This window comes from Pseudomonas sp. N-1-13 (assembly GCF_057787095.1).
In genome coordinates, this window is record NZ_JBYNRI010000001.1 from 4043655 (window position 1) to 4063525 (window position 19871).

Annotated in this window: 17 protein-coding genes; 4 read left to right on the plus strand and 13 right to left on the minus strand. The window is 61.5% G+C overall.

Annotated elements, in window-relative coordinates:
- Positions 1-150: 150 nt before the first annotated feature.
- From AC3I65_RS18045 to AC3I65_RS18055, 3 genes are all read left to right on the plus strand, one after another.
- Entirely contained in the window at positions 151-894 is a 744-nt protein-coding gene (locus tag AC3I65_RS18045) for a phosphoadenylyl-sulfate reductase (protein ID WP_139049498.1), read from the plus strand.
- 453 nt (positions 895-1347) lie between these two features.
- Positions 1348-2877 (plus strand): NCS1 family nucleobase:cation symporter-1, encoded by a 1530-nt coding sequence (locus tag AC3I65_RS18050; protein WP_139049497.1) that lies wholly within the window; start codon positions 1348-1350, stop codon positions 2875-2877.
- A 62-nt stretch (positions 2878-2939) separates the two neighbouring features.
- A complete protein-coding gene (locus AC3I65_RS18055; protein WP_076383859.1) occupies positions 2940-3668 on the plus strand; it encodes an aspartate/glutamate racemase family protein in 729 nt (242 codons plus the stop codon).
- Between the two features lie 146 nt (positions 3669-3814).
- Here the strand turns inward: AC3I65_RS18055 and AC3I65_RS18060 are convergent, their stop codons facing one another.
- The gene (locus tag AC3I65_RS18060; RefSeq protein WP_419417498.1) at positions 3815-4738 is read right to left on the minus strand and encodes a LysR substrate-binding domain-containing protein; all 924 of its coding nucleotides are present in this window, start codon (positions 4736-4738) and stop codon (positions 3815-3817) included.
- 125 nt (positions 4739-4863) lie between these two features.
- Here AC3I65_RS18060 and AC3I65_RS18065 point away from each other — a divergent pair, with 125 nt between their 5' ends.
- The gene (locus tag AC3I65_RS18065) at positions 4864-5610 is read left to right on the plus strand and encodes a 3-oxoacyl-ACP reductase family protein (RefSeq protein ID WP_047228268.1); all 747 of its coding nucleotides are present in this window, start codon (positions 4864-4866) and stop codon (positions 5608-5610) included.
- A gap of 69 nt (positions 5611-5679) precedes the next feature.
- Here AC3I65_RS18065 and AC3I65_RS18070 read toward each other — a convergent pair whose 3' ends face one another.
- The 12 genes from AC3I65_RS18070 to glcD all read right to left on the minus strand — a co-directional run bounded on the left by AC3I65_RS18070 (position 5680) and on the right by glcD (position 19852).
- The gene (locus AC3I65_RS18070; RefSeq protein WP_316912026.1) at positions 5680-6375 is read right to left on the minus strand and encodes an HAD-IA family hydrolase; all 696 of its coding nucleotides are present in this window, start codon (positions 6373-6375) and stop codon (positions 5680-5682) included.
- Positions 6376-6571: 196 nt separating this feature from the next.
- Positions 6572-6931: a hypothetical protein gene (locus AC3I65_RS18075; protein WP_305466437.1), complete on the minus strand. Its 360-nt coding sequence runs from the start codon at positions 6929-6931 to the stop codon at positions 6572-6574.
- Positions 6932-7020: 89 nt separating this feature from the next.
- Positions 7021-7224, minus strand: a complete 204-nt coding sequence (locus AC3I65_RS18080; protein ID WP_076383858.1) for a hypothetical protein — start codon at positions 7222-7224, stop codon at positions 7021-7023.
- A 69-nt stretch (positions 7225-7293) separates the two neighbouring features.
- Positions 7294-7461 carry a hypothetical protein gene (locus AC3I65_RS18085; RefSeq protein ID WP_171061338.1) on the minus strand — a complete coding sequence of 56 codons (168 nt, stop codon included), beginning with the start codon at positions 7459-7461 and terminating at the stop codon, positions 7294-7296.
- A 193-nt stretch (positions 7462-7654) separates the two neighbouring features.
- Positions 7655-8071 (minus strand): glycine zipper domain-containing protein, encoded by a 417-nt coding sequence (locus AC3I65_RS18090; protein WP_488524049.1) that lies wholly within the window; start codon positions 8069-8071, stop codon positions 7655-7657.
- Between the two features lie 681 nt (positions 8072-8752).
- Positions 8753-10945, minus strand: coding sequence for a response regulator (locus tag AC3I65_RS18095; RefSeq protein ID WP_274090945.1), 2193 nt, complete (start codon positions 10943-10945; stop codon positions 8753-8755).
- A gap of 505 nt (positions 10946-11450) precedes the next feature.
- Positions 11451-13148, minus strand: a complete 1698-nt coding sequence (locus tag AC3I65_RS18100) for an L-lactate permease (RefSeq protein ID WP_047228255.1) — start codon at positions 13146-13148, stop codon at positions 11451-11453.
- A 250-nt stretch (positions 13149-13398) separates the two neighbouring features.
- Complete coding sequence (locus AC3I65_RS18105; RefSeq protein WP_305466443.1) at positions 13399-15576, minus strand: malate synthase G; 2178 nt, start codon at positions 15574-15576, stop codon at positions 13399-13401.
- Between the two features lie 78 nt (positions 15577-15654).
- Positions 15655-16056 carry a heme-binding protein gene (locus AC3I65_RS18110; protein WP_047228253.1) on the minus strand — a complete coding sequence of 134 codons (402 nt, stop codon included), beginning with the start codon at positions 16054-16056 and terminating at the stop codon, positions 15655-15657.
- Between the two features lie 12 nt (positions 16057-16068).
- Entirely contained in the window at positions 16069-17286 is a 1218-nt protein-coding gene (glcF, locus tag AC3I65_RS18115; protein ID WP_107322043.1) for a glycolate oxidase subunit GlcF, read from the minus strand.
- Between the two features lie 2 nt (positions 17287-17288).
- On the minus strand, positions 17289-18347 hold the full coding sequence (glcE, locus tag AC3I65_RS18120; RefSeq protein ID WP_177513939.1) for a glycolate oxidase subunit GlcE: 1059 nt from the start codon (positions 18345-18347) through the stop codon (positions 17289-17291).
- 5 nt (positions 18348-18352) lie between these two features.
- Positions 18353-19852 (minus strand): glycolate oxidase subunit GlcD, encoded by a 1500-nt coding sequence (glcD, locus tag AC3I65_RS18125; RefSeq protein WP_047228251.1) that lies wholly within the window; start codon positions 19850-19852, stop codon positions 18353-18355.
- Between the last annotated feature and the right edge of the window lie 19 nt (positions 19853-19871).

Consider the following 19871-nt stretch of genomic DNA (forward strand, 5'->3'; position numbering starts at 1 on the left):
TTTATCGGTTGAGCGAACGAAAGGACTGCCGACTCTAGCCATTCGCCGATGCCTGCGCAACGCACAGGAGCGCGCCAGCCCCGACAGCTTTTGTTACCATCAGCCCCATATAGAGCGCCCAGCGCCACCGACCTGTAGGAAGCCGCCCTGATGAGCCCATCGTTTGACGTCGTGGAACTCGCCACGACCTATGCCAACAAGTCCCCACAGGACATCCTCAAACTGGCCTTCGCCGAATTCGGCGATGACCTGTGGATATCTTTCAGCGGCGCCGAAGACGTGGTGCTGGTGGACATGGCCTGGAAGCTGAACAAGAACGTCAAGGTGTTCAGCCTCGACACCGGTCGCCTGCACCCGGAAACCTATCGGTTCATCGAACAGGTGCGCGAACACTACAAGATCGATATCGAACTGATCTCGCCGGACCCGGCGAAACTCGAGCCTTTCGTGAAGGAAAAAGGCCTGTTCAGCTTCTACAAGGACGGTCACGGTGAGTGCTGCGGCATTCGCAAGATCGAACCGCTGCGGCGCAAGCTGTCCGATGTCCGCGCCTGGGCCACCGGCCAGCGTCGCGATCAGAGCCCCGGCACCCGCAGCCAGGTGGCCGCACTGGAAATCGACACGGCGTTTTCCACTCCAGAACGCACCCTGTACAAATTCAACCCGCTGTCGCAGATGACCAGCGAAGAAGTCTGGGGCTACATCCGCATGCTGGAACTGCCCTACAACAGCCTGCATGAACGCGGCTTCATCAGCATCGGCTGCGAACCCTGCACCCGCCCGGTGCTGCCGAACCAGCACGAACGCGAAGGCCGCTGGTGGTGGGAAGAAGCCACGCAGAAAGAATGCGGGCTGCACGCCGGCAATATCATCACTAAAACCAAGGCGCTGTAGAGCCGCCCCTGTCCTGTACACAAAAATGTCACCTCAGGTGCCATTTTTGTGTGCAGTTACTCTTCCAATGCCCTGAAAAGTTACACGCTGGTTCCCCCTCCTGCTATCCCCCTCCTTTTCAACGTCCAGCCTAAAAAATAAATACCTGTTCAAACGGTCAATTTATAACGGCGATTTTTCAGTCACTTACTAAATCAACATAACAAAAGGAAATTAGGTGCCCAGGGATTAGTTAAGAAACTGGCATAAATCTGGCTTTAGTCGACAAGTGTTTTGTATACAACCTAAATAAAACATACACACACTTTTAGATCCGCAAGCCTGAAGCGCCCTATCCCGTACAGGCTGCAGATGCCCCGTAACCAATGATGCTCACCTCGCCGCGACGAAGATTTGTCGAGCCCTTCGCTCATGCACAGTCATCGCGGCATCGAGAATCAGGAGCCTGCCGGAATGCGTACAAGTCTCTCCAATAACATTGCGCTGGATCTGCCCTCCTCACCCACTGCCGTTGATGGCGCACCCGCCGCCACGCTGACCTTGAGTCCAAGACTGCACAACAAGGACCTGGCGCCGACCAAGGCCGAGGGGCGGCGCTGGGGTCGCTACAGCATCTTTGCCCTGTGGACCAACGACGTACACAACATCGCCAACTATTCCTTTGCCATTGGCCTGTATGCCTTGGGCCTCGGTGGCTGGCAGATTCTGTTGTCCCTGGGGATCGGCGCAGCGTTGGTCTACGGCTTTATGAATCTGTCCGGCTACATGGGGCAGAAAACCGGGGTACCGTTCCCGGTGATCAGCCGGATCAGTTTCGGTATTCACGGCGCGCAGATTCCTGCATTGATCAGGGCCGTCATCGCCATCGCCTGGTTTGGCATTCAGACCTATCTGGCGTCCGTGGTTTTGCGCGTGCTGCTGATCGCGATACACCCAGGCTTCGCCGACTACGACCGCGACGCGATCCTGGGCCTGTCGAGCCTGGGCTGGGTGTGTTTCGTGGCGATCTGGTTCGTGCAACTGATGATCCTGGCCTACGGCATGGAAATGGTGCGCCGTTACGAAGGTTTTGCCGGACCGGTGATTCTGGTCACTGTCGCAGCGCTGGCCGGCTGGATGTACACCCAGGCTGGTGCAAACATCGCCTGGTCGATTCGCGAGCCACTGACCGGTGGCGAAATGTGGCGCAACATCTTTGCCGGCGGCGCGTTGTGGCTGGCGATCTACGGCACGCTGGTGCTCAACTTCTGCGACTTCGCTCGCTCCTCGCCATGTCGCCGGACCATCGTCGTGGGCAATTTCTGGGGGCTGCCGGTCAATATTCTGGTGTTTGCCGGGATTACCATCCTGCTCTGCGGTGCGCAGTTCCAGATCAACGGGCAAATCATCGAAAGCCCGACCCAAGTCATCGCCTCGATCCCCAACACCTTTTTCCTGGTGCTTGGCTGCCTGGCATTTTTGATTGTCACGGTGGCGGTGAACATCATGGCTAATTTCGTCGCCCCAGCCTTTGTGCTCAGCAACCTGGCGCCCAAGTACCTGACCTTCCGCCGCGCCGGGTTGATCAGCGCCGCCATTGCCGTGCTGATTCTGCCGTGGAATCTCTACAACAGCCCGCTGGTGATTGTGTATTTCCTTTCCGGCCTCGGCGCCCTGCTCGGGCCCTTGTACGGCGTCATCATGGTCGACTACTGGCTGTTGCGAAAAGGTTGTATCAACGTGCCGCAGTTGTACAGCGAAGACCCTAATGGTGCGTATTACTACAGCAACGGGGTCAATCTGCGTGCCGTGGCGGCGTTTATTCCCGCAGCGCTGATCGCGATTGTCCTGGCGCTGGTGCCCGGTTTCGACAGCGTTTCCCCGTTCTCCTGGCTGATTGGCGCTTCGATTGCAGGGCTGCTGTACCTGATCATCGCCAAGCGCCAGCCCTTTTACGAAGACGTCAGCGGTGAGTCCATCGCCGTGGATAACGTCAGTCATTGATGATTCAAAACGGCCCGCCCGGTGCGGGCCGCTTATTTACTCTGCGTTAAGGAGGACAGCTCATGCGAATTCTTGTGGTCAACGTCAACACCACCGAATCCATCACCCGGGCCATCGCCCAACAAGCCCAGGCCGTGGCCGCGCCGGGCACCGAGATCGTCGGGCTCACGCCGTACTTCGGCGCCGACTCCATCGAAGGCAATTTCGAAAGCTACCTGGCCGCCATCGCGGTGATGGATCGGGTGATGGCCTACGATCAGCCGTTTGATGCGGTGATCCAGGCCGGTTACGGCGAACATGGGCGCGAAGGCTTGCAGGAACTGCTCAATGTACCGGTGGTGGACATCACCGACGCGGGCGCCAGCACCGCGATGTTCCTGGGCCACGCCTATTCGGTGGTCACCACCCTGGACCGCACCGTGCCGCTGATCGAGGACCGCCTAAAGCTCTCCGGCCTGTTCGATCGCTGCGCCTCGGTACGTGCCAGTGGCCTGGCAGTGCTGGAGCTTGAGCAAGACCCGCAACGGGCGGTGGAAGCCATCGTGCAGCAGGCAGAACTGGCAGTCAGTCAGGACAAGGCCGAAGTGATCTGCCTGGGTTGCGGCGGCATGGCCGGGCTCGATGAGCAGATCCGCCAGCGCACCGGGGTGCCGGTGGTCGATGGCGTAACGGCGGCGGTGACCATTGCCGAAGCCCTGGTGCGGTTGGGCTTGTCCACCTCGAAAGTGCGCACCTATGCCACGCCTCGGCCCAAGACCATTATTGGCTGGCCGGGGCGGTTTGGGCGGTGAATTCACAGTTCTGAATCACATCGCCCCCATCGCGAGCAGGCTCGCTCCCACATTGGTTTTGTGGCGACCGCACCTTTTGTGTCCACCAAAAATCCCTGTGGGAGCGAGCCTGCTCGCGATGGGGCCCACGCGGTTCAGAGCCAAGCTCAAACCGCACTGAACCGCTCCCCCAAGCCCTGCGCGGCAAACTGTTCGATGATGAAATCCACAAACGCACGGGTCTTGCCTGGCAGCAGTTTGTGCTCGGCGTAGTAGATGGAAATGTTGCCATCATCGACGTACCAGTCCGGCAGCACCCGTTGCAGTACCCCCGATTGCAGATAAGGAACGGCCACCGGCATGCTCACCAGTCCGATGCCCAGCCCTTGGGCGGCGGCTGCGCAGTCAGCTTCAGAGTCGCTCATGGTCATGCGTGCTTTGAGCATGAGCGGGCTGTGCTGTCGTGTGCGGCTGGTCAGTTGCCATGAACGGATACGTCCGGTCTGGGGTGAACGGATCAGGATGCCCTGATGGTGCGCCAGATCTTCCGGTTCAATCAGCGGGAGATGGCTTTGCACATAGTCCTTCGAGGCAACCAACACGCGATGAGCCACGGTCAGTTTGCGCGCCACCACACCCTGGGGCAGTTCGAAGCCACCACCAATGGCCGCATCGAATCCCTGGCCGATCAGGTCCACCTGGCGGTTATCGAAATGCCAGTCCGGATTGATCGCCGGATAGCGTTGCAAAAACTCCCCCAGCAACGGCACCACATACAGTCGACCGAACGCCGTGCCCATGCTCACTTTCAATGTGCCAGCCGGTTGCCCGCCGGCGCTGGCCAGGTTGGCGACGGCGTTCTGGATCGTATTGAAACTGGTGCCCACTTCCCTGAGAAATAGCTGACCGGCTTCGGTCAGCGTCAGGCTGCGGGTGCTGCGCTGGAACAGGCGTACCCCCAGCCGCGCTTCGAGCTTGGCCACGCTTTTACCTACCGCCGCAGGGGTCACGCTCAAGCGACGCGCAGCCTCGGCAAAACTGCCGACTTCGGCGCTGCGCACAAAGCATTCGATACTGCTGAAGGTTTCCATAAGGACCACTCTAAACTTTTGGTTTACACAGACTGTATCTATAAGCCTCTACACAGCCCAACACCGAATCCCGATACTCGCGCCATCAACCGCGGCATCTCGCCCCGGCAGATTTGGAGAACATCATGAGCACTCAAACACTGAGCGGTAAAGTCGCCTTGATCCAGGGCGGTTCCCGCGGTATTGGCGCCGCCATCGTCAAGCGGCTGGCAGCCGAAGGCGCCGCAGTGGCCTTCACCTACGTCAGCTCCGCGGCCAAGTCCGAAGAACTGCAAAACAGTATCATCGCAGCCGGCGGCAAGGCCCTGGCGATCAAGGCCGACAGCGCCGACGCAGAGGCCATCCGCAACGCCGTCAATGCTACCGTCGAGACCTTTGGCCGGCTGGACATCCTGGTCAACAACGCCGGTGTGCTGGCGATGGCGCCGCTGGAAGAATTCAAGCTCGAAGATTTCGACCAGACCCTGGCCATCAACGTGCGCAGCGTATTCATCGCCACCCAGGCAGCGGTTCGGCACATGAGCGAAGGCGGACGGGTCATCAACATCGGCAGCACCAACGCCGACCGCATGCCCTTCGCCGGCGGTGCTGCCTATGCCATGAGCAAGTCCGCGCTGGTGGGTCTGACCAAAGGCCTGGCCCGCGACCTCGGCCCGCGTGGCATTACCGTCAACAACGTGCAGCCCGGCCCGGTGGACACCGACATGAACCCGGCCGACGGCGACTTCGCCTCCAGTCTGATGGCGTTGATGGCGGTCGGCCGTTACGGCACCGTCGAAGAAATCGCCAGTTTCGTCGCCTACCTGGCAGGCCCGGAAGCGGCTTACATCACCGGTGCCAGCCTGACCATCGATGGGGGGTTCGGCGCCTGATCCAGGCCATAAAAAACGCCGTTCATGGGTAATACCATGAACGGCGTTCTGTTGTGCCGCGATGTGTCGTCAGGCCCACTCCAGCTCTGGCAAACCGCACAGGCCTGGCTGGAAGATCTTCAGGGAACGAATGATCGCGTCGGCATGGGCGTATTTTTCGTCGGCCATGGCCGAATCCGGAATGGCAATGGCAGTCATTCCCGCCGCTTTCGCCGCAGTCACCCCGAACGGTGAGTCTTCGAATACCAGGCAATCGCGGGGTGCAACGCCCAGGCGTCGGGCGGCAGTGAGGAAGATATCCGGTGCCGGCTTCGCCGCGCCGACCTCCGGGTCATCCGCTGTGACGATGAAATCGAACAACGCAAACCAGTCCCGGTGCAGCGTGGTTTTCAGTGCAAACGACTGGCTCGACGAACTGGTGCCCACCGCAATCGGAACGTCATGGGCCTTCAAATGCCGCACCAGTTCTTCTGCACCGGGCATCGCCAGGGCGTGCGGAAAGCGTTCGCGCATCAAGGGCTCGCGGATCATCAGGAACTCTTCCGGGGTGATCGGCAACTCCAGCGCCTGAACGACATAGCGGGCCAGATCCCCGGCCCCACGTCCGATGATGTTCTGCTTGACGCTCCAATCAAACGTGCGCCCGTAACGCTCGGCGATGATGGAGGTCACCTCGGTGTAAATGCCCTCGGTGTCCAGCAACAGCCCATCCATGTCGAATATCACAGCTTTGATCGGGCCAAGCTCTTGCAGCGGTGCTTTCATCGCATCTGATCCGTTATCACAAGGTTCCAGAGATGGCTCAGGTTTGGCCAGAGCAACGTGTTCACCTTAAAGGATTCAGCAGGATAACGAGAGTGGCTTGGCACAGGCAACGGGAAATCTGTGTGGGCGACTGTTGCAGCGAGGGCACTTGCCCCCTCGCCGCAACAAGGATCAGGTTCAGATGATGAGCAATGCGTTATTGGCTGGAACCACTCGAACCGCCGTCATCGGAGCTACCACCGCTGTCGCTGGTTCCGGCCCCGGTTCCACTGCTGGAGGCATCGCCCCCCATGGAACTGCCGCCGCTCATTGAGCCGCTGCCCGTACCGGGACTGGTGCTGCTACCACTGGCGTCGCTGCCATTACCGCCCTCCACGGAACCCGGTGGCAACGCGCCTCCCGTGCCAGACGGGGTTCCGGCTTCCATCTCGGTGGAAGGTGGCATCCCGCCCTTGTCTACGGGGGGATTGCCGCCCGAAGACTCGGCGAAAACCGCCATGGAACTGACCGACAGAATCCCGGCCAGGGTCAGCGCGGTCACATTTGATTTCATCATGGTGAGTCTCCCTTTTAAGGTTACCTACCTGAAGTGTGGCAATCGTGACTGGCCGATGGTGCCGATAAATCGACGGGCGGAGCCGGTAATCAGCTCGGTTCGCCGGAGGCGTCGTTACCGGCAATGTCCGGATCGTCCGGGCTCGCCTCGATATCCTCATCCTCACTCGGCACCTGCTCTACCCCGGCGTCGTCGTCAGGCGGACGCTGGTCCCGGCTCAGCGAGTCGGTTGGCGAGGGCAGAGGGTATTCCGGGGTTTCATCGTCGTCAGGGACAGGCGAATCGGCAGTCATGGCAACCTCCTGATGACGGGACAACACGTCATGCAGTTTTGAGAACACGGGCGGTCAGCTTGAGCGACTTCAATCGTAGGACTCGTCCTCGATCTCAGCGTCTTCCACCTCTTCACCCTCGATCAAGGGCACCTGGGCGTCGTCCATCAGCGAGCCGGGGTCTTCATTGCCCGGATCATTGACGAAAGGAACGCCCGACGGGCCTTTTTCTTCCGTACCTTCGGTTTCCGGCGTCATGACGCACCTCGCAATTGCTGATGGATGTATGAATTCGAGGTGCGCAGAGGGGAAACGTTCCGGGTAAATAACCCGGTAAAGAAAACGCCGGACAGCCCTGTGGCCAGACAACCCTGTGAGCAGATAAACCGCAAACCCATGGCGAACAAAAAACCCGGCTCACAGGCCGGGTCTTTCTCATCCAAACATGCGCTTAGCGATGTTTGTTCTTATGTTTGTGCTTGTGCTTCTTACCACCCGAATGACCATCGTTGTCATTGGACAGGTTGCTACCCAATGCACCACCCGCCGCGCCACCAATACCTGCGCCAATGGTGGAGCCCGTCGAGCCGCCCAGGCTGTTACCGACAATCGAACCGCCGGCCGACCCCAAACCACCGCCAATGGCCGCTTCCGTACGGCTGCCCTTACGCGCCCCCACCGCACTGCCGGCTGCACCACCGACACCGGCGCCAATGGCCGCGCCTGTGCTGCCGCCCATCTGTTGGCCGACTACGTTACCCAACGCACCGCCCAGACCACCGCCAACCGCAGCAGTACCGTCACCGGCAGCCATCGCGCCTTGAGCAACCACAAACCCAAGCACCAAGGTGGATAAAGTCAAACGCATGATAGAAACCTCAAGAATGCCGCATCGGGGAAAGATGGCCGGTACGCGCGGGCGTCAGTCTACGCCAGATAGCGTCGGGCCATGTCACTTGGACAACAAACGGAGGGGTAGTTTTATGACAGGCAAAAAAAAGCCCGCTGGGGAAACGGGCAGGTACTGCGGTTACTGCTTTCTAACGGATGAGCCAAGATTACGCGCCCGCTTGTGAAAGAAACGTGAAAGAAACCGTCGTGAAAAAAAAGATGAAGAATATTTATGCCAGAGGCTGGAATGGTGTCGTGGCGGGGAGCTTGCTCCCTCGCCACGATGACAGGGCTGAATTGTAGAGTTGCAACGTTACTTCCTGACCGGGACCCTGGGCAGGAACTTGGCCTTTTCCCCTCGCGGCACTTTGGACACCTTGGTCCTGATGGATTTGATCGGCTCGTCGCCAAAGTCCGCCCTATAGGCCGATTGCCCACACTGCAAACCTTCATTGATCGGATATGCGGCTCCGTTATCCTCGCTGTACGGTGCTCCCATCGCCTTTCCCCTTTTCGTCGAGGCCCACACCGGCAACAACCCGTTGCCTGAAAAATATAGGCCTTCACGACTTTCAGACTAGTCGGTCATCAAAGGACTGATTATTCAGACAAGCGTCTGGCCGACGAATGGAGCTGCGTGACTTGCCCACGGACCGCTTTATTCAATCCGCCCCGCCATCGCGCGGCTCAAGATCCGGGAAACCTGATCGGCCGAATAGGGCTTGGATAGAAACTCGAAATCTTCATGGCCACGGTGGGCCAGCTCCTCGCTATAACCCGACGTCAGGACCACCGGCAGATCCGGGCGGCGCCGGCGCAGTGCCTTGGCCAGGGCAATGCCGCTGATGCCGGGCATGACGACGTCGGAAAATACCGCGTCGAACGCCATCGCATCCGGGCCAACCATGTCCAGAGCCTCCTCGGCGTTGGTCGCCCAGGCCGTTTCGTAGCCCAGATCCTGCAGGATCTGATTGGCAAAACGCCCGACCTCCAGGTTGTCCTCCACGATCAACACCCGACGCTTGCCCTTTTCCAGCAGCAGAGGCGTGGTTTCCTCCCGGTTGGGCTCATCAATCTCTTCGGGCTCGACTTCCGGCAGGTACAAGGTAAACACCGTCCCCTCCCCGACCACGGTCGAAACATCCACGTTGCCGCCAGACTGTTTGGCAAAACCGAACACCTGGGACAACCCCAGCCCGGTGCCCTTGCCCACTTCCTTAGTGGTAAAGAACGGCTCGAAAATATGCTCCAGGACTTCTGCCGCAATGCCGGTGCCGGTGTCCGCCAGGGCAATGGCGGCAAAAGACTGCCCGGCTCCCGCGTGACCTCGGATCGGCGGCATGCCAGCACCGCCAATGAGCCGCAGCGACAACGTGCCTTGCCCATCCATGGCATCCCTGGCATTGAGGGCCATGTTAATCAGCGCCGTTTCAAACTGGCTCAAGTCAGCGCGGATGTAACAAGGCCGGTCGCTCAGCTCGACCTTGACCTGAATCCGCGCCCCCGTGACGGTCTGCAGCATGTCGCCGAGGCTTTGCACCTGCTTGCCCACATCGATGACTTGCGGTTTCAACGGCTGACGCCGGGCGAAGGCGAGCAACTGGCTGGTCAGCTTGGCGGCACGCTCCACCGTCTCGGAAACCGCCGTCATGTAGCGGTTGCGCCGCTCATCGGACAGATTGGGCATGCGCAGAAAGTCGACGGAGGAACGAATGATCGTCAGCAGGTTGTTGAAGTCGTGGGCCACCCCGCCGGTGAGCTGGCCGATGGCTTCAAGTTTCTGCGACTGGCGCAGGGCCGCTTCGGTCTGTTTCAGGCGCGTGGTGCGTTCCTCGACCCGCTCCTCCAGCGTCGCGTTCAGTTCCGCCAGGGCCGCGAGCCCCTCGCGCACGGCGGCGTCCGCGCGGGTCCGCTCGATGTGAGCCCAGGATCGTTCGGTCACTTCCATCAGCAGCGCCAGATCGTTGCTGGACCAGACCCGCGGCGTTTTGTCGTGGATGGCCATCAATGCGGTCAAACGTCCGTTCTTGATCAGCGGCACGCAAATGGTCGCGGCGATACCGATCGCCTGGAACGTCGCCGCTTCCTCGGGCGCCAGCTCCTTGAGGTTATCGTTGACCACCAGGGGTTTGCCGGCCCGCAGGTTGGCAACCGCCAGCCGACCGAAATCCGCCAGCCGGTAATGCCCGACAATACTGGGTGACCCCGCCCGAGCCCAATCACCGCGAATGGTGAAGCCATCCTCGTCCTCATCCATATCCGCATAGGCGCAATTGGATAGGTTCAGGTGCGCCGCCAGAATCCGCGTGGTGGTGGCCATGATGGCCTGTGGGTCGGTGGCATTCGCCACGGCATTGCCAATGGCATCCAGCACCGCCAGGCGCTGGGTCATGAACACCGTGGAAGTGGTCTCGGTGACGGTGTCCAGCATGCCCACGACCTTGCCGAACTGATCACGGATGGGGCTGTAGCAGAACGTGAAATACGCCTGTTCCAGGCCGCCGCCACGCTCGATGATCAGGGGAAAATTCTCGATATAAGTCGCCTGCCCCTCGAAGGCCGCCCGCACAATCGGGCCGATGTCGCTCCAGACTTCCTTCCACACCTCATCGAACCGCCGACCCAGCGCTTGGGGTTTATTGCCGAGGATGGGCACGAAGGCATCGTTGTACAACGTGATCAGTTCCGGCCCCCACACGATGGCCTGGGGGAAATGCGAGGCGAGGCTCAACGCTACGGTGGTCTTCAGCACATCGGGCCACTGTTTCGGCGGCCCGAGCGGGCTGGCGTCCCAATCGTGGCCGCGCACCCGTTCAGCCATCTCTCCATAGCTTTGCAGCCAGTCTGTCATTGCGATCGATCCTTCTCAGCCGCCAATACAATCAGGGGGAAGCGGTTGTGACCCCAAGCCGGGCCGTATTATCCCGCGCCGGAGGGGAATGCGCGATTGGATTGTGGGACGTGTAGGGCTGTAAATGGGGGTGGAATGGCGGAATTGGCTGATTGAGCTACGGAAATATCCCACATGTCATTGGGAAACCTCCGCGCTATCAATCCCTTGCGTATTTTTTGTGGTGGCGCCTATAGTCTGAGCGTCGCCCAAAATGGCGATGGGGTTAGGCACAGCTTTACTGCATTCCGCTGCGTGACCGTTGCGACGTGATGGATGTGATTGCAAGGCGGTTGGATGCGGCGCCAGCGGGTACCCTTCTATAAAACGCCAGACACTACAAAGCCCCTGATTCATCACGAATCAGGGGCTTTCATTTACAACCTGTCAACAGATGCGCTGGTTTAGCTCCGGTGGACTCGCCTGACCGAGGCTGCCCGCCCCATCGGCGGGCAGCCTGCAGGTTTCAGGACTTCGTCAGCGGATCGCTGATACCCAGCAGATAGAAGCCGATCATGCCGATGATACCGGCCAGGACGATGTAGTACAGCGTCGGCAGCATGGTCTTGCGCAGGGTGATGCCTTCGCGACCCAGCAGGCCGACTGTCGCCGACGCCGCCACCACGTTGTGGATGGCGATCATGTTACCGGCCGCCGCGCCTACCGATTGCAACGCCACCATCAGCGCGCCAGAGATGCCCAACAGTTGCGCGGTATTGAACTGGAACTGCGCCAGCATCAGGTTGGACACGGTGTTGGAGCCGGCGATGAATGCGCCCAGTGCGCCCACCGCCGGGGCGAAGAACGGGTACACGCTGCCGACACTGTCTGCGACCAGACGCGCCATTGCCACCGGCATCGACACCAGGTCCGATCCATTCACCCCTGAGTTGATCAGGATACGCACCATCGGGATGGTGAAGATCAACACGAAACCGGCGCCCAGCAAGGTTTTGCTCGATTCGCTCACGGCCGCTACCAATTCGCTGGCGCGCATGCGGTGCAAGAAGAATGTCATCAGCGCCACCACGCAGAGCAAACCACCTGGCAGGTAGAGCAATTCCAGGCTGGCGGACACGCCCGTCTCACCCAGAATGTCTTTGGCCCCGAAGCTCAGGGACAGCAGCCAGGCCTTGAGCGGTGGAATGTTGCGCGACAGCACCAACAACACGGCCAGCAGCACATAGGGTGCCCAGGCCATGGGGACGGAAATCGCTTTTTTGCCGGCCATGTCGTCGAGCTTCATCTCGATCCTGCCCATCCACTCCGCTGGCCACTCGCTGGCCGGGGCAAAATCCCAGGTGGTCTTGGGCAACAGGAAGCGCGCTTTGGCAGCCGGGATCACAATGCTCAGGCCCACCAGGGCACCAATCATCGAAGGGAATTCCGGACCGAGGAACACCCCAGCGGCGGCGTAAGGGATGACGAAGGCGAGGCCAGTGAAGATCGCAAACGGCGCCATGACCAGGCCTTCGCGCCAGGATTGGTTCTTGCCGAAGAAGCGGGTCATGATGCTGATCATGATCAGCGGCATGAGAATCCCGCAAAGGGCATGGATGATCGCCACCCGCGAGACGATCAAATGGAAGAACACGTCCCAGTTGCTGCCCACAGCAGCCAGTTGCGCGCCAAGACCGGTCTGGTCAAGGCCGCCTGTGACCCCGACCACCATGGGCGTGCCGACGGCACCAAAAGACACCGGCGTGGACTGCACCAGCATGCCGAGTACCACCGCGGCCATGGCCGGGAAGCCCAGCGCGACCATCAACGGCGCGACTACCGCCGCAGGTGTGCCAAAGCCCGAAGCGCCCTCGATGAAGCAGCCGAACAGCCAGGCCACGATCAGCGCCTGGACCCGACGGTCCGGGCTGATATTGGCAAAGCCACGGCGAATGGAGCTGATGCCGCCGGAATGCTTGAGGGTGTTGAGCAACAGAATGGCACCGAAAACAATCCACAGAATCGCCGCCGTCAGGACGAGGCCCTGCAGCGAGGACGCCAGGACCCGATTCAACGTCATGTCCCAGGCCCCGAGGCCGATCAGCGCCGTCAGTACGAAGACCACGGGCATGGCGTATTTGGCTGGCCAGCGAAAGCCGATCAGTAACACGCCCGCCAGTACCAGCGGCACGAAGGCCAGGATGGACAGCAGTGTTTGACTCATGGTTTTGGTTCCTTTTTATTGTTGTGAACCACAGTTTGCCGGGGGTATCCGGCGCCACGCATCCAGAGCACAGGTGCTCCGCGAACCGCGTCGACAGGGGATCACCCATCGCCGCGCTCATGCTCAAGGGCCCCGGCAGCCATGGGCTGTCGGGGCCTGTTGTATTACGCCCCCGCTAAAGCAGGGGCTTTCGGGGTTGCGGTCACGATGTACACCGCAGCACCCTCGACGATTGAAGAGCGTGCCTCCCTCAGGCCTGTTGCTTGAACCGCAGTCGCCAGGCGTGCAGCAGCGGTTCGGTGTAGCCACTGGGTTGCTCGCGGCCCTTGAACACCAGGTCGCAGGCGGCCTGGAACGCCATCGAGGCGGCATAGTCATCGGCCATGGGGCGATACAGCGGATCGCCAGCGTTCTGCTGATCGACCACCTTGGCCATGCGCTCAAGGCTTGCGCGCACCTGAGCTTGGCTAACGACGTTGTGGTGCAGCCAGTTAGCAATGTGTTGGCTGGAAATACGCAGGGTGGCGCGGTCCTCCATCAGGCCGACGTTGTGGATATCCGGCACTTTGGAGCAACCCACGCCCTGCTCGACCCAGCGCACCACATAACCGAGGATGCCCTGGCAGTTGTTGTCCAGCTCTTGCTGGATCTGGCTGGCGTTCCAGTCAGGCTCGGCCACCACCGGCACGCTGAGCAGGCCATTGAGCAGGTCGTCGCGCTGACTGTTGAGGTCGATGGCTTCCAGCTCGCGCTGCACCGCCTGCACATCCACTTGGTGGTAGTGCAAGGCATGCAAGGTGGCGGCGGTCGGCGACGGGACCCAGGCCGTATTGGCGCCGGCCTGGGGATGGGCGATCTTCTGCTCGAGCATGGCGGCCATCAGATCCGGCATGGCCCACATCCCCTTGCCAATCTGCGCCCGACCACGCAGACCGCAGCTCAAGCCAACCAGCACGTTGTTGCGCTCGTAGGCCTGGATCCAGGCGCTGCTCTTCATGTCGCCCTTGCGCAGCATCGCGCCGGCCTCCATGGCGGTGTGCATCTCATCACCGGTGCGGTCGAGGAAGCCGGTGTTGATGAAGGCCACCCGCGCCGCCGCGCTGGCGATACACGCCTTGAGGTTGATACTGGTGCGGCGCTCTTCGTCCATGATCCCCATCTTCAGGGTGTGCCGGGGCAAGTGCAGCAGGTCTTCGATGCGCGTGAACAACTGATCGGCAAAGGCCACTTCAGCCGGGCCGTGCATCTTCGGCTTGACGATATAGATACTGCCTGTACGCGAGTTACCGTGGCGCTGGAGGTCATGCAGGGCGATCAAGCTGGTCATCACGCCGTCGAGGATGCCTTCGGGGATCTCGTGGCCTTCGCCGTCGAGGATCGCCGGGTTGCTCATCAGGTGCCCGACGTTGCGCACAAACAGCAACGAACGGCCGTGCAGCTTCAACGCACCGCCAGCGGCAGCGGTGTACTCGCGGTCCGGGTTGAGACGGCGCACGATAGACTTGCCGCCCTTTTCCAGCGCTTCGCTGAGGTCGCCTTTCATCAGGCCGAGCCAGTTGCGGTAGATCAGCACTTTATCGGCCGCATCGACCGCCGCGACGGAGTCTTCGCAGTCGAGAATGGTCGACAGCGCGGACTCCACCAGCAGATCCTTGACCCCTGCGCCATCGCTGGCGCCGATCGGGCTGCCGGCATCGATCTGGATTTCCACGTGCAGGCCGTTGTTTTTCAGCAGCACCGCTGTCGGCGCGCTGGCCTGGCCCTGATAACCGACGAACTTGTCGGCCTGGGCCAAACCGGTCTGGGTGCCGTCAGCCAGGGTCACCTGCAGTTGCCCCTCACTGACTCGGTAATTGACCGAGTAGGCATGCGAGCCCATGCGTAAAGGCGCGGCCTGATCGAGAAACGCGCGGGCGAAGGCGATGACTTTGTCACCACGCACCTGGTTGTAGCCCGGGCCCTTTTGAGCACCACCGTCTTCAGCGATGGCATCGGTGCCGTACAACGCATCGTACAAAGAACCCCAGCGCGCATTGGCGGCGTTCAACGCGTAGCGGGCATTCATCATCGGCACCACCAGCTGTGGACCGGCCTGGTGGGTGATCTCGCTGTCAACGTTGGCGGTGCTGACCCGCACCGTGTCAGGCTGCGGCAACAGGTAGCCGATGGACTCGAGAAAATCGCGATACGCCGGCATGTCGCTGATCGGGCCTGGGTGCGCGCGGTGCCAGCTGTCCAGCTTCGCCTGCAGCGCATCGCGCTCGGCCAGCAGCGCACGATTGTGCGGCGCCAGGTCATGCACCAGGACGTCGAAGCCGGCCCAGAACGCCTCGCGTTCAATCCCGGTGCCGGGCAGCACTTGCTCGTCGACGAAACGTTGCAGGTTGACGGCCACTTGCAGGCGCTGGCAGTTCACGCGATCAGTCATTTTCACTCTCCAAAAAACAGTAGGTGGCCGGCGTCAGATGTCAGCGCGGCTCACTGAACAAGCGCCTAGCCCTTGTAATCAACCCAGTGCGGCGATACCGGCTTTGGCCACTTGGGCGTCCTGATCGGCCTTGACCCCGGAAACGCCCACCGCGCCAATCACCTGGCCGTCGACAATCACCGGCACGCCACCTTCCAGCGAAGTCAGCAGCGGCGCGGACAGGAACGCGCTACGCCCGCCATTGACCATGTCTTCATAACCTTTGGTTTCACGACGCCCGATGGCGGCGCTGCGGGCCTTCTCGGCGGCGATGTAGGCGGCGATCGGTGAGCAGCCATCCAGGCGCTCCAGGGCCAGCGGATGCCCGCCGTCGTCGACCACGCTGATGCTCACGGCCCAGTGGTTTTTCTCCGCTTCACTGCGGGCAGCGGCGAGGATTTTGCTGACTTCGGTCTGGCTCAATACGGCTTTGCTAAGCATGCTGTTCTCCGGTTAATTCAGGGCTTCTTCGACCAGTTCGATCCAATGCCGCACAGGGGTGCGACCGGCGCCGTCGAGGTGGGTCTGGCAGCCGATGTTGGCGGTGACAATCGCCTGCGGCTTACCGCTTTCCAGGGCATTGAGTTTGTTGTCGCGCAACTGCCTGGACAGCTGCGGCTGGGTTAACGAATAGGTCCCGGCGGAGCCGCAACACAGGTGACTGTCGGGCACAGCCGTCAAACCGAACCCGAGGCGAGCGAGCACGCTTTCCACGGCGCCCCCCAGCTTCTGCGCATGCTGCAGAGTGCAGGGGCAGTGGAAAGCCACGCGCTTGTCGGCATGCACACCCAGTTGCTCCAGAGGTTCGACGCTGAGCACTTCAACCAGGTCTTTGGCCAGCGTACTGACGCGCCTGGCTTTCTCGGCGTAGGCCGGATCCTGCGCCAACAGATGGCCGTAATCCTTGACGAAGGCGCCGCAGCCGCTGGCGGTCTGCACAATGGCCTCGGCGCCCTTCTCGATGGCGGGCCACCAGGCATCGATGTTGCGCCGCGCACGCTGCAAGCCTTGCTCTTGGGCGTCGAGGTGGTAGTCCACTGCGCCGCAGCAACCGGCTTCATTGATCGGCGTGACGCTGATGCCGAGGCGATCGAGCACCCGCGCCGTGGCGGCATTGGTGTTAGGTGCCAGACCAGGCTGCACACAGCCCTCAAGCATCAGCACACGGCGTGCATGGCGTGGCTCGGGACGGGGTTTGGCGGCACTGGCAGTACGCGGCAATTTGGCCTTGAGGCTGGCCGGCAACAGCGGACGGAAAACCTGGCCGACCTCAATCAGCCCTTTGAACAGCCGCGCATGAGGCACCACGGCACGCAGGCTTTGACGCAATACGCGCTGAGCCAGCGGGCGTGGCACAGCGGCATCGACTACCGCGCGGCCGATATCCAGCAGATTGTGGTACTGCACGCCCGACGGGCAGGTGGTCTCGCAGTTGCGACAGCTCAGACAGCGATCCAGGTGCAGTTGGGTCTTGGCCGTGACTTCGTTGCCTTCCAGCACTTGCTTGATCAGGTAAATACGCCCGCGCGGGCCGTCCAGCTCATCACCGATAAGCTGGTAGGTCGGGCAGGTGGCGTTGCAAAAGCCGCAATGCACACAGCTGCGCAGGACGCGTTCGGCTTCCTCGGCGCGCGGCAGGTGCTTGGCCTGTTCACTCAGATGGGTCTGCACAACTACACCTCGCGATACATTCGGCCAGGGTTGAAAATGCCCTGGGGGTCAAGCTGGGTTTTGAGCTGTCGGTGGTAGCGCAGCAACGGGGTGGCCAGCGGATGGAATGGACTGTCGCAGTGGCCGGCGGTGAAACAGGTGGCGTGGCCACCGGCTTGGGCGGCGATCTGGCGGATCAGCGCGACATCGGCATCGGACTTGAGCCAGCGCTGGGCGCCTCCCCAGTCGATCAGTTGCTCACCGGGCAGCGCCAACACGCCGGTGTTGGTCGGCACCGACAATCGCCAGAGCGGGCGCGGGTCCGCGAAGAAATCCAGGCGCTGCTCGCGCAGGTCAACCCAGTACGAGCTCTCAAGCAGCTCACCGCCGAGACGTTCACGGGCCGCTGCGACCGAGCCTTCACCACCTTCCAGGCGCAGGTGCAAAGCCTGACCATCATGGCTGGCGGCGCTCAGCGAAATGGGTTGCTGACCCCACTCGGCCAGTTTGCGCAAGGCCAGCGCGGCGTCCATCTCCAGCCGCAGACTCAGGCACTGGCGCGGCTTGGGCAGCACTTTGAGCGACACCTCGGTAATCACTCCCAGGCAGCCAAAGCTCCCGGCCAGCAGCCGCGACAGGTCGTAGCCGGCGACGTTCTTCATCACCTCGCCGCCAAAGCGCAGGTGCTTGCCCGTTCCGGTGATCAAGCGGGTGCCCAGGACCAGGTCACGAACCGCGCCGGACCAAGGCCGGCGCGGGCCCGACAGACCTGCCGCAACCATCCCGCCGAGGGTCGCTGCGCCGCCAAATTGCGCAGGCTCGCAGGTGAGCATCTGCCCGGCCGCGTCCAGCGCCGCCTCCAGCTCAACCAGCGGCGTGCCGGCGCGGGCGGTGATCACCAACTCGGTCGGGTCGTAGCTGACGATGCCGCGGTGGGCACGGGTATCGAGCACTTCGCCGTCGACCTTGCGACCGAGAAACGCCTTGCTGTTCCCCCCCTGAATGCGCAACGCCGTAGCACTGTTGAGGGCGTGATTGACTTGTTCCAGCAACGCCTCGCTGGCGTCGCAGTCGTGCTGCATCACCATCAGAAGCGCTCCAGTTCAGGAAAGGGCAGTTGGCCGTGGTGCACGTGCATGGCGCCGAATTCGGCGCAGCGGTGCAGGGTCGGAATGTTCTTGCCGGGGTTGAGCAGGCCGCGCGGGTCGAAGGCTGCTTTCACCGCGTGAAACAGGGTCAGTTCGTCACTGTTGAACTGAACGCACATCTGATTGATCTTCTCGCGCCCCACACCATGTTCGCCGGTAATGCTGCCGCCCACCTTGACGCAGAGTTCGAGAATCTTGCCGCCCAGGGACTCTGCCCGCTCCAGCTCGCCGGGTTGGTTGGCATCAAACAGAATCAATGGGTGCATATTGCCATCACCGGCATGGAACACGTTGGCCACACGCAGGCCGAACGCCTCGGACAGCTCACTGATGCCCTTGAGCACCCCGGGCAGTTCGCGACGTGGAATGGTGCCGTCCATGCAGTAATAGTCCGGCGAGATACGCCCGACGGCCGGGAAGGCGTTCTTGCGCCCGGCCCAAAACTTGACCCGTTCAACCTCATCGCGAGCCATGCGCACTTCGGTGGCGCCGGCCTCGCCCAGCACCGCGCGGACACGCTCGCAGTCGTCGTGCACGTCGGCCTCCACACCGTCCAGTTCGCACAGCAGGATGGCCTCGGCGTCCACCGGATAACCGGCGTGTATAAAGTCCTCGGCGGCGCGAATGGCCAGGTTGTCCATCATCTCCAGGCCGCCGGGGATGATGCCGGCCGCAATGATTTCACCCACCGCGCGCCCGGCTTTCTCCACCGAATCAAAGCTGGCCAGCAACACCTTGGCCACCTGCGGCTTGGGCAGCAGCTTGACCGTGACTTCAGTGATGATCCCCAGCATGCCTTCGGAGCCGGTGAACAAGGCGAGCAGGTCGAAGCCGGGCGAATCCAGGGCCTCGCTGCCCAAGGTCATGCGCTCGCCTTCAACCGTGAGGATTTCCACCTTGAGCAGGTTGTGCACGGTCAGGCCATATTTGAGGCAGTGCACGCCTCCGGCGTTCTCGGCGACGTTACCGCCAATCGAACAGGCGATCTGCGAGGATGGGTCCGGTGCGTAATACAGGTCGTAAGGGGCGGCCGCCTGGGAGATGGCCAGGTTGCGAACGCCCGGCTGAACGCGAGCGAAGCGCCCTTCTGGATTGACTTCAAGGATGTGCTTGAAGCGCGCCATCACCAGCAAAATCCCCTGGACCAATGGCAGCGCACCACCGGACAAGCCCGTCCCTGCCCCGCGTGCCACCACGGGCACACGGCGTTGATAACATAGTTTGAGAAGGCGTTCGACTTGTTCGATGCGCTCAGGCAATACCACCAGCATCGGCGTGGTGGTGTAGGCAGAGAGCCCGTCGCACTCGTAGGGTTTGAGGTCTTCCTGGGTGTGCAGCACTTCCAGGTCAGGAAGCTGCTGGCGCAGTTCCGCCAGCAGCGCTGACTTGTCCACTTCAGGCAGCGCCCCATCAACGCGCTCGTCGTACAAAATACTCATGGCAGGCTTTCTCGCTTTA

Coding starts and splice junctions, on each gene's coding strand:
- AC3I65_RS18045 (WP_139049498.1), top strand. CDS start 151: ATGAGCCCATCGTTTGACGTCGTGGAACTCGCCACGACCTATGCCAAC.
- AC3I65_RS18050 (WP_139049497.1), top strand. CDS start 1,348: ATGCGTACAAGTCTCTCCAATAACATTGCGCTGGATCTGCCCTCCTCA.
- AC3I65_RS18055 (WP_076383859.1), top strand. CDS start 2,940: ATGCGAATTCTTGTGGTCAACGTCAACACCACCGAATCCATCACCCGG.
- AC3I65_RS18060 (WP_419417498.1), bottom strand. CDS start 4,738: ATGGAAACCTTCAGCAGTATCGAATGCTTTGTGCGCAGCGCCGAAGTC.
- AC3I65_RS18065 (WP_047228268.1), top strand. CDS start 4,864: ATGAGCACTCAAACACTGAGCGGTAAAGTCGCCTTGATCCAGGGCGGT.
- AC3I65_RS18070 (WP_316912026.1), bottom strand. CDS start 6,375: ATGAAAGCACCGCTGCAAGAGCTTGGCCCGATCAAAGCTGTGATATTC.
- AC3I65_RS18075 (WP_305466437.1), bottom strand. CDS start 6,931: ATGATGAAATCAAATGTGACCGCGCTGACCCTGGCCGGGATTCTGTCG.
- AC3I65_RS18080 (WP_076383858.1), bottom strand. CDS start 7,224: ATGACTGCCGATTCGCCTGTCCCTGACGACGATGAAACCCCGGAATAC.
- AC3I65_RS18085 (WP_171061338.1), bottom strand. CDS start 7,461: ATGACGCCGGAAACCGAAGGTACGGAAGAAAAAGGCCCGTCGGGCGTT.
- AC3I65_RS18090 (WP_488524049.1), bottom strand. CDS start 8,071: ATGCGTTTGACTTTATCCACCTTGGTGCTTGGGTTTGTGGTTGCTCAA.
- AC3I65_RS18095 (WP_274090945.1), bottom strand. CDS start 10,945: ATGACAGACTGGCTGCAAAGCTATGGAGAGATGGCTGAACGGGTGCGC.
- AC3I65_RS18100 (WP_047228255.1), bottom strand. CDS start 13,148: ATGAGTCAAACACTGCTGTCCATCCTGGCCTTCGTGCCGCTGGTACTG.
- AC3I65_RS18105 (WP_305466443.1), bottom strand. CDS start 15,576: ATGACTGATCGCGTGAACTGCCAGCGCCTGCAAGTGGCCGTCAACCTG.
- AC3I65_RS18110 (WP_047228253.1), bottom strand. CDS start 16,056: ATGCTTAGCAAAGCCGTATTGAGCCAGACCGAAGTCAGCAAAATCCTC.
- glcE (WP_177513939.1), bottom strand. CDS start 18,347: ATGCAGCACGACTGCGACGCCAGCGAGGCGTTGCTGGAACAAGTCAAT.
- glcD (WP_047228251.1), bottom strand. CDS start 19,852: ATGAGTATTTTGTACGACGAGCGCGTTGATGGGGCGCTGCCTGAAGTG.